This is a genomic window from Streptomyces sp. NPDC104367 (genome assembly GCF_055583825.1).
Map to the genome: position 1 here is coordinate 1 of NZ_JBVJND010000076.1, position 5,927 is coordinate 5,927.

At 69.0% G+C, this 5,927-nt stretch carries 7 protein-coding genes and 1 pseudogene; 1 reads left to right on the plus strand and 7 read right to left on the minus strand.

Annotated elements, in window-relative coordinates; all coding sequences use genetic code 11:
* Positions 1-93 precede the first annotated feature (93 nt).
* From ACZ619_RS45570 to ACZ619_RS45585, 4 genes and pseudogenes are all read right to left on the minus strand, one after another.
* Positions 94-366 (minus strand): annotated as a pseudogene (locus tag ACZ619_RS45570) (DNA helicase); the annotation flags it as partial.
* Between the two features lie 39 nt (positions 367-405).
* Positions 406-780: a hypothetical protein gene (locus tag ACZ619_RS45575; RefSeq protein WP_469611925.1), complete on the minus strand. Its 375-nt coding sequence runs from the start codon at positions 778-780 to the stop codon at positions 406-408.
* A 110-nt stretch (positions 781-890) separates the two neighbouring features.
* Positions 891-1,793: a DUF6083 domain-containing protein gene (locus tag ACZ619_RS45580; protein ID WP_469611927.1), complete on the minus strand. Its 903-nt coding sequence runs from the start codon at positions 1,791-1,793 to the stop codon at positions 891-893.
* A 159-nt stretch (positions 1,794-1,952) separates the two neighbouring features.
* Positions 1,953-2,216, minus strand: coding sequence for a helix-turn-helix transcriptional regulator (locus ACZ619_RS45585; protein WP_469611929.1), 264 nt, complete (start codon positions 2,214-2,216; stop codon positions 1,953-1,955).
* Positions 2,217-2,834: 618 nt separating this feature from the next.
* On the opposite strand from ACZ619_RS45585, the gene ACZ619_RS45590 reads away from it, so the two are divergent.
* Positions 2,835-3,371 (plus strand): hypothetical protein, encoded by a 537-nt coding sequence (locus ACZ619_RS45590; protein WP_469611931.1) that lies wholly within the window; start codon positions 2,835-2,837, stop codon positions 3,369-3,371.
* 143 nt (positions 3,372-3,514) lie between these two features.
* Here the strand turns inward: ACZ619_RS45590 and ACZ619_RS45595 are convergent, their stop codons facing one another.
* Genes ACZ619_RS45595 through ACZ619_RS45605 form a run of 3 tightly spaced genes read right to left on the minus strand, consistent with a single transcriptional unit; the run spans position 3,515 to position 4,800 of the window.
* Positions 3,515-3,988, minus strand: a complete 474-nt coding sequence (locus ACZ619_RS45595; protein ID WP_469611933.1) for a hypothetical protein — start codon at positions 3,986-3,988, stop codon at positions 3,515-3,517.
* A complete protein-coding gene (locus tag ACZ619_RS45600) occupies positions 3,985-4,350 on the minus strand; it encodes a helix-turn-helix domain-containing protein (protein ID WP_469611935.1) in 366 nt (121 codons plus the stop codon). The genes ACZ619_RS45595 and ACZ619_RS45600 overlap by 4 nt, the downstream gene beginning before the upstream one ends.
* 45 nt (positions 4,351-4,395) lie before the next feature.
* Positions 4,396-4,800 carry a type II toxin-antitoxin system RelE/ParE family toxin gene (locus ACZ619_RS45605; RefSeq protein WP_469611937.1) on the minus strand — a complete coding sequence of 135 codons (405 nt, stop codon included), beginning with the start codon at positions 4,798-4,800 and terminating at the stop codon, positions 4,396-4,398.
* Between the last annotated feature and the right edge of the window lie 1,127 nt (positions 4,801-5,927).

Here is a 5,927-nt window from a genome sequence, read left to right on the forward strand (position 1 = left end):
GAGCCCCGATCACCTACGAGATCACCGTCCACCCAACACCAACTACCCTGGCCCGAGCCGCATAGACGTGTTCAAACTCCGGGGTCAAGGCCCGGGGCTGTTGAGCCGGCCCGTGTAGCGGTGACCGAGTGCGGCGTAGGCGGTGGCGTGGGCGGTCCTGCATTGCACGGTGCGAGGGAAGCGCGCGGCCGCGTCGCGGGCGATGTCCCTGTTGAAGGCGAGATAGCGGCCGCGGCGGTGGGTGCCCGCGGCGAGCTGGGTGAGGGTGCTGGTCTTTCCCGTCCCGGCGCCGGCCTGCAGGACGAGGTGGTGACCGGCCCGGAAGGCGTCGAGGGCATGGGCCTGTTCGTCGGTGGGCGTGTGCAACAAGAGCTCCGCGCTAAAGGATCAAAGAGAGAGGGGGAGTCACGGCGTCGTGCGGGCGGGGTGAGGCTGATGGCTGTGCAGCAGGCTGGCCACACCGGCCAGGACTTCTTCGGGTGTGTGGTCGGCGAGCAGGCTCTCGAGCCGCGTCTCCAGACGCCGGGCGCGTTCCTGAACGTCCCGGGTGAGGGCCGCGGTCACCCGTTGCCGCAGGCAGTCCTGGGGGCGTTGCCCCAGGACTGCCGCGGCCTGGCGCAGGGCCGTGTCGGCGGCCTGGGGCAGGGCGACGTTGAGCAGGATGTGGCCGTGCCGGTCGGGGTAGTGCGTGGTCAGGACGTCGACCGGCAAGCGGGCGCCCAGCCGTCGCTGCAGCGTGTGCAGCGCGCCGCCGGGAGTGCGGGCGCTGTAGACCGTCATCAACCGGGTGCGGTCTGCGCTCGCGGCCAGGGGAACACCGCGGCGAGCATCCCGCAGCTCGTCAGGCGTGACCGGCCTGGTCAGAGTGACCTCGACGGCGTGGTCCGCCCTCACGGCCGGACCGGCTGCCGCACGCGGCCGTGAGGGCCTGGGCGCCGGGCACCGGTGGGCAGGCGGGCGTGGATGTGTTCGTGGTGGCGCAGTGGATCGAAGAGCACCCAGTCGGCCACCGCCAGGTCGGCGGCTGTGGGTGTGGCGGCGTGTTGCGGGCAGTACTGGGCGCGCCAGCGCAGCTGCTCGGCATGGGAGAGGCGGCCGATGTCGTAGACGGCCATGACGTCGGCGTGCAAGACCAGTTGGCCGCCTGCCGCAGTCACGGGCATCAGCCTCCATACGCCGGTCAGAAGGCCGGGGGTGAGGAGCGGGCTGGTGCAGCGGTCGCGGCGCCGCGTCTGCGCAATGCAGCGGATCTCCTTCACCGGCCGGGACCCGAGGTAGCGCACGTACAGCAGTTGCACGACCGGCCGGGCCGGACGGCAGACCCGCGCACCCGCATCCGCGGACGCCGGGCGATTTGGGACAGGGGTGGGGGTGAAGGCCCCGCTGTCGATCAGATGGCGTGTGGTCACGGTCAGGGCCCGGCGCAGCCCGGCCAGGCTGGCGGAGACCGGGGCCGCGTCCCGGTCGGGGCAGATTGCCGCGTGCGTCAGGCGGCACCAGCTGCTGCCGTCACCGGCCGGGTAGGCGACACCGGAGCTGACGTGCCAGCGGTACGCGGCGGGCACGTGGGTGGTGGGCAGTTCGCCGGGGTGGAGGCGGACGGGACGCCGATGCGGGCCGGTGCCGCGGTGGTACCACTCGATCCGGTTGCCGCACTCGCTGCACCGGTCGCGCTGGCCGCAGCGCAGCAGGCGGCTGCCGCCGTCGGGGGAGATCTGCAGAAGGCGGCGCGGGCGAGCGGCGATCGGGCTGTCGTCCCAGTGCCGGGCCGCGGAAGGTGGTGTGGAGCGCATGCGTGCGAACCTGCCAGCCGACACGCCGGATCCGGGCCGGCACCGCCGCGCGATCGCCCGGCTGGCCGCATCCGGCGAGACTGACATGCGAACACTCGGCCTAGTGTTCGGGGGCTCTCCCCGGTTCGGGTGATCTGCCGCGCCCGCGCGGTCACCGGGTCAGCCGTCTGCGGGGCCGGGCAGATCGTGCCTGTGGCAGAGCGTGCTGAAGAGCTCATCCAGCGGCGTGCCCAGGGCGTGGGCGAGGGCGTGCCACGTTTTCAGGGTGCCGATGGTGCGGCCCTGCTCGATCTCGATGAGAGTGCGCCTGGCCAGGCCGCTGCGGGCCGCGAGTTCGTCGTAGGTCCATCCGTGCGCTGCCCGCAGGCGCGCGAGTTCCAGTCGCAGCGCGTTGAGGTCCGGATCGGGCGGCAAGATCGTCACCCGTCCATCGGACGGTGCAGACCCATGCCCTGTCAGTGCAGACCTCTGCCCTATTTCTGCAGGTCGCACGCGCCGTATCGAGGGCAGAGGTCTGCACTATGGTGGCCGCCGCCCGCATCCCGCGAGAGGGTCGGCACACGCGATCAGGAGGAACACGCGCCCATGAGGCTGCGCACAGCATGCCCGGCCACGCCCGGCACCTGGACCGTCGAACTGCGCCCGTATCCCGGCGGCCTGGCCCTCGTCTGCCCACAGTGCCCGCCGCACACCAGCCGCCAGGTCGCCGCCCTCTCTGCCCGCTCAGCAGCCCTCGCCCACCTCGCACGGCACGCCCGCGGAGACCTCCGTGCACCCCACCTGCGCACCTGCCAGTGCCGCGAACGAGGCTGCCGCTGGCACCCCCGCCACCGCGGTTGCAACGGCCCCATCCGGCTCCTTCTCGCCTGCGAACGCGGCGGACGGATCTGGAGACTCGCCGACACCTGTACCGCCTGCGCCGCAGTAACTGCTCAGGCAGCCGTCGTCCCGGACACGGCCTTTGCGTCGGCACCTCGGCCCGACCCGCCCCGACGCCGCCGACGGCCCAGAGGGCCAGACGAAAAGACCCGGGTCCGTGACATGCTCACCTACCTGGCCGCCACCCTCCCCGACGACAGCCCGCCTACCGCACGCCTGCTCGCCCTGCAGTGCGCGCTCCGCATGGACGACACCCTGCACGTCCGCCTGCCCAGAGGCATGCTGCGCAGCCTCTGCCTCGACACTCCAGGACCCTGGTACGACCTGGAACGAGTGCACTGGCTGCACGCGCCGCGCGCGAGCACCTCCCGCGAGATCGTCGCCCGACTCCTCGACCCCGCCCTGCTCGGCCAGGCTCCGGCACGTCCTGACAGGCGCCGCGCAGCGGACTGGGCTCTGCGCGCCGGTTGCTCGTCCAAGGCGGGAGAGGCCGGCGGGCTCCACCAACTCGCGAGTGTCTACCTTGCAGCACATACAGATGCGCTTGGCAGCGGCCTGGCCGAGTCCGACCGGATGGCGCGGGCCTGCGGCCTGCAGCCTGGAAGACTCCCGCTCTTGCTGGACCAGTTGACAGCGACCGAGGCGCTTGGGTCATGGCGCCGCTGCCCGTACACGGAAGACCTGCACTGGACCCTCTAGCGGCTGTTTGGTCCGCATGGGCGACGTGCAGGCCCCGCAGGGCGTCGCCGAGAACTCAGCGACCGCATCCGCACCAATTCGGCCCCGCTGCCACTTTGCTGAGCGTCGTCCGGTCCCCGAGGAGGTCTTCGGCGCGGCAGTCCTCAGGCTTCATGATCGCTGGCCGGTTCTACATGCCAGAAGGTGCGTTCCCGGGTGTCCAGGATCGAGAGCAGCGGTGCATCGATTCCCAGGCGCACCGCGGTCTGGTGGATGGCCTCACGCAGGTAGGGGCGCACTATGGGTGTTGCGATGACGTCAGCGAATTGGGAGACGGTCTGCGGGGGAACGCTGACGCGCTCAGGAGTGCGGAAGATGGCCGCTACATCAGCGATCAGGCGACCCTGCGATGTCACCACTATCGCCCGCATCCGGATGTAGATCGTGTCGCCTTCCAGCCTCTGCATGAGCTGGATGTCTGCTGTGTCGTCTTCGAGTGCATCCTCGTCGACGGCGCCGCTGGAGGAGAAGCCGTCAAGCCGCCGCCCTGAGACTTCGTAGTACACGATGTCGACAAGCTCGGCCTGGTCTCGAAGGTCATCGACGGATGACAAGACACGTGCGACCTTGGTGCTCATGCAGCGGTCCGCCTGCCTGCCACCGCGACGGATTCCTCCCTGTGCGCCACGGGCTCCCACACGGCGCTCGATGGCTGCTCGTCCGTCACGCTGGCCGCCACACGTACAGACATGCCCACCGCACGGGCATATCGCATGATCGTGCTCAGCCGGGGATCGCCGCCCAGACGCTCAAAATCCGACACGGCCGACTGGGTCGTCTCCATTGCGGCCGCCACTTGCTTCTGCGGGATCTTGCAGCTCTTGCGGTGACGCACCAGTGTCTCCACTAGCATCATCACTCTTTCGGTGTCGTCGAGCGCAGCACCCGTACGGGCATCAGCGAGATCGATCCCTAGCAAGCTGGCGAGATACTCATCCACGGCGTCCCCTCTCCCCTGATTGCCGAGTATCGCTTAGAACCGATATCACTTCAACGTGTGGGGGTTCTGTTCGTCACGATTCTTCCGGTTTTGCCACTCGGACAGCCGCTTTCGCGCAGTCTCGATATCGGTCGGATCGGTCGCGATGCCCTGGGTTGCCTTCTTGTTCACGAACTTCACCGCGAGCAGCAGGGCCACCTGGTTCCGGTCGACCTCACCGTAGAACAGTCGGAAGATACGCTCTCCGCAGTCCAGCCGCAGTTCAAGGAGTCCGTCCTTGAGGTCTTTGCAGTCCTTGGGCAGTAGCCTGCCTTCCTGGGCTCGCTCCATCAGCTTGCCCAGCTTGATCCGTTCGGCCTGGGTGAGGTGACACTTGGCCATCTCTTTGTGCACGACGTCGGCGTCCAGCGATGACCGGTAGAACTCCCAGCTCTTGGCCACGCGCTTCACCCCCTCCCCTTTGAGCAACAGGCAAAGGTATCGCTGCGACGGGAACGTGGCAGACGGTCACCAGGCGTCGCTCGTGGCCCTCGCGGGCGCGGGAGAGAGTAGCCGGCCGGACAGGGTGTCGGCCTTTTGCCTGGCAGGACGCCGGAGAGCGGGAACACCGCTTCGTTTCGTACAGACCTGCGCACAAGTAGCCCTGAAGGATCTTTCACCCGAAAGAGTGATCGCGCGGTGCTGAGATGCTGACGCGGCGGGTGACTGGCGAGGGTCTGGCCGTCACGGCAACGACGATCCCGCAGTACTCGTTGGACTGCGCATCGAGCGGCTTGCAAAAACCTCCTGAGGCGCGCCTCCACAGCGTTCCGCCAAGACGACCTGGGGCGTTGTCCTTGCAGCGCCGGGCCTGTCTGTGAACGCCCTGGTGGCGCTGAGGGCAATACCGGCGCACATGCGAGCCAATGCGCAGTCATGGATCCCGCCGCGGTGTCCGCCCGCCGGGCCACCTTTCCGAGGGCCGTCTCCAGGAGGGCGGCACGTCCCCCATACGGGTCGCAAAAAGCCTGGTGGTGGTCAGCGCACCCACTGTTCCGAGACCGTAGAGGATCACGGCCCGCCTCACGACGAGGCGGTCTCCTGATGTGTTGCTGAACTCTTCGATCGGGCCGGCCAACGTCTGTTCATCCTCGAACAAGGCGCTGCCGCACAGGCGGAGGGGATCTTGCACAGCCTCGCATCCGCCTTGGCCGAGCGAGCAGGCCGCGACCCCCAAGCTCCGATACCGGTCACTCTCGACCTGGAGTCATGGACCTTCCCCCGCCGAGTGGGCTGCCTCCCGCCGACGGATGTCCTCCAGTGCCTCCTGCGCGAGGTCACGGCAGCCCGTGCCGCTTCCAGGTCACTGCCAGGAGGCGCCTGTCCCAGGCCGCTGAGCTTGTTGCCGGTGGCCGCGCGGTCGGCACGCTGCTGCGCCAGCCCCCCCCGGCCGCTTCACCGGTGTGCCGGATGACGGTCGTCAGTTTCTGCAGCACCTCGGAGTGAACCGCCCCGGGTCGGGTGGAGGCTCGATTCCATGTAAGGATTGAGTCATGGCACGACCCTCCCGTTACCCGCTTGAGCTGCGCCGTCGTGCG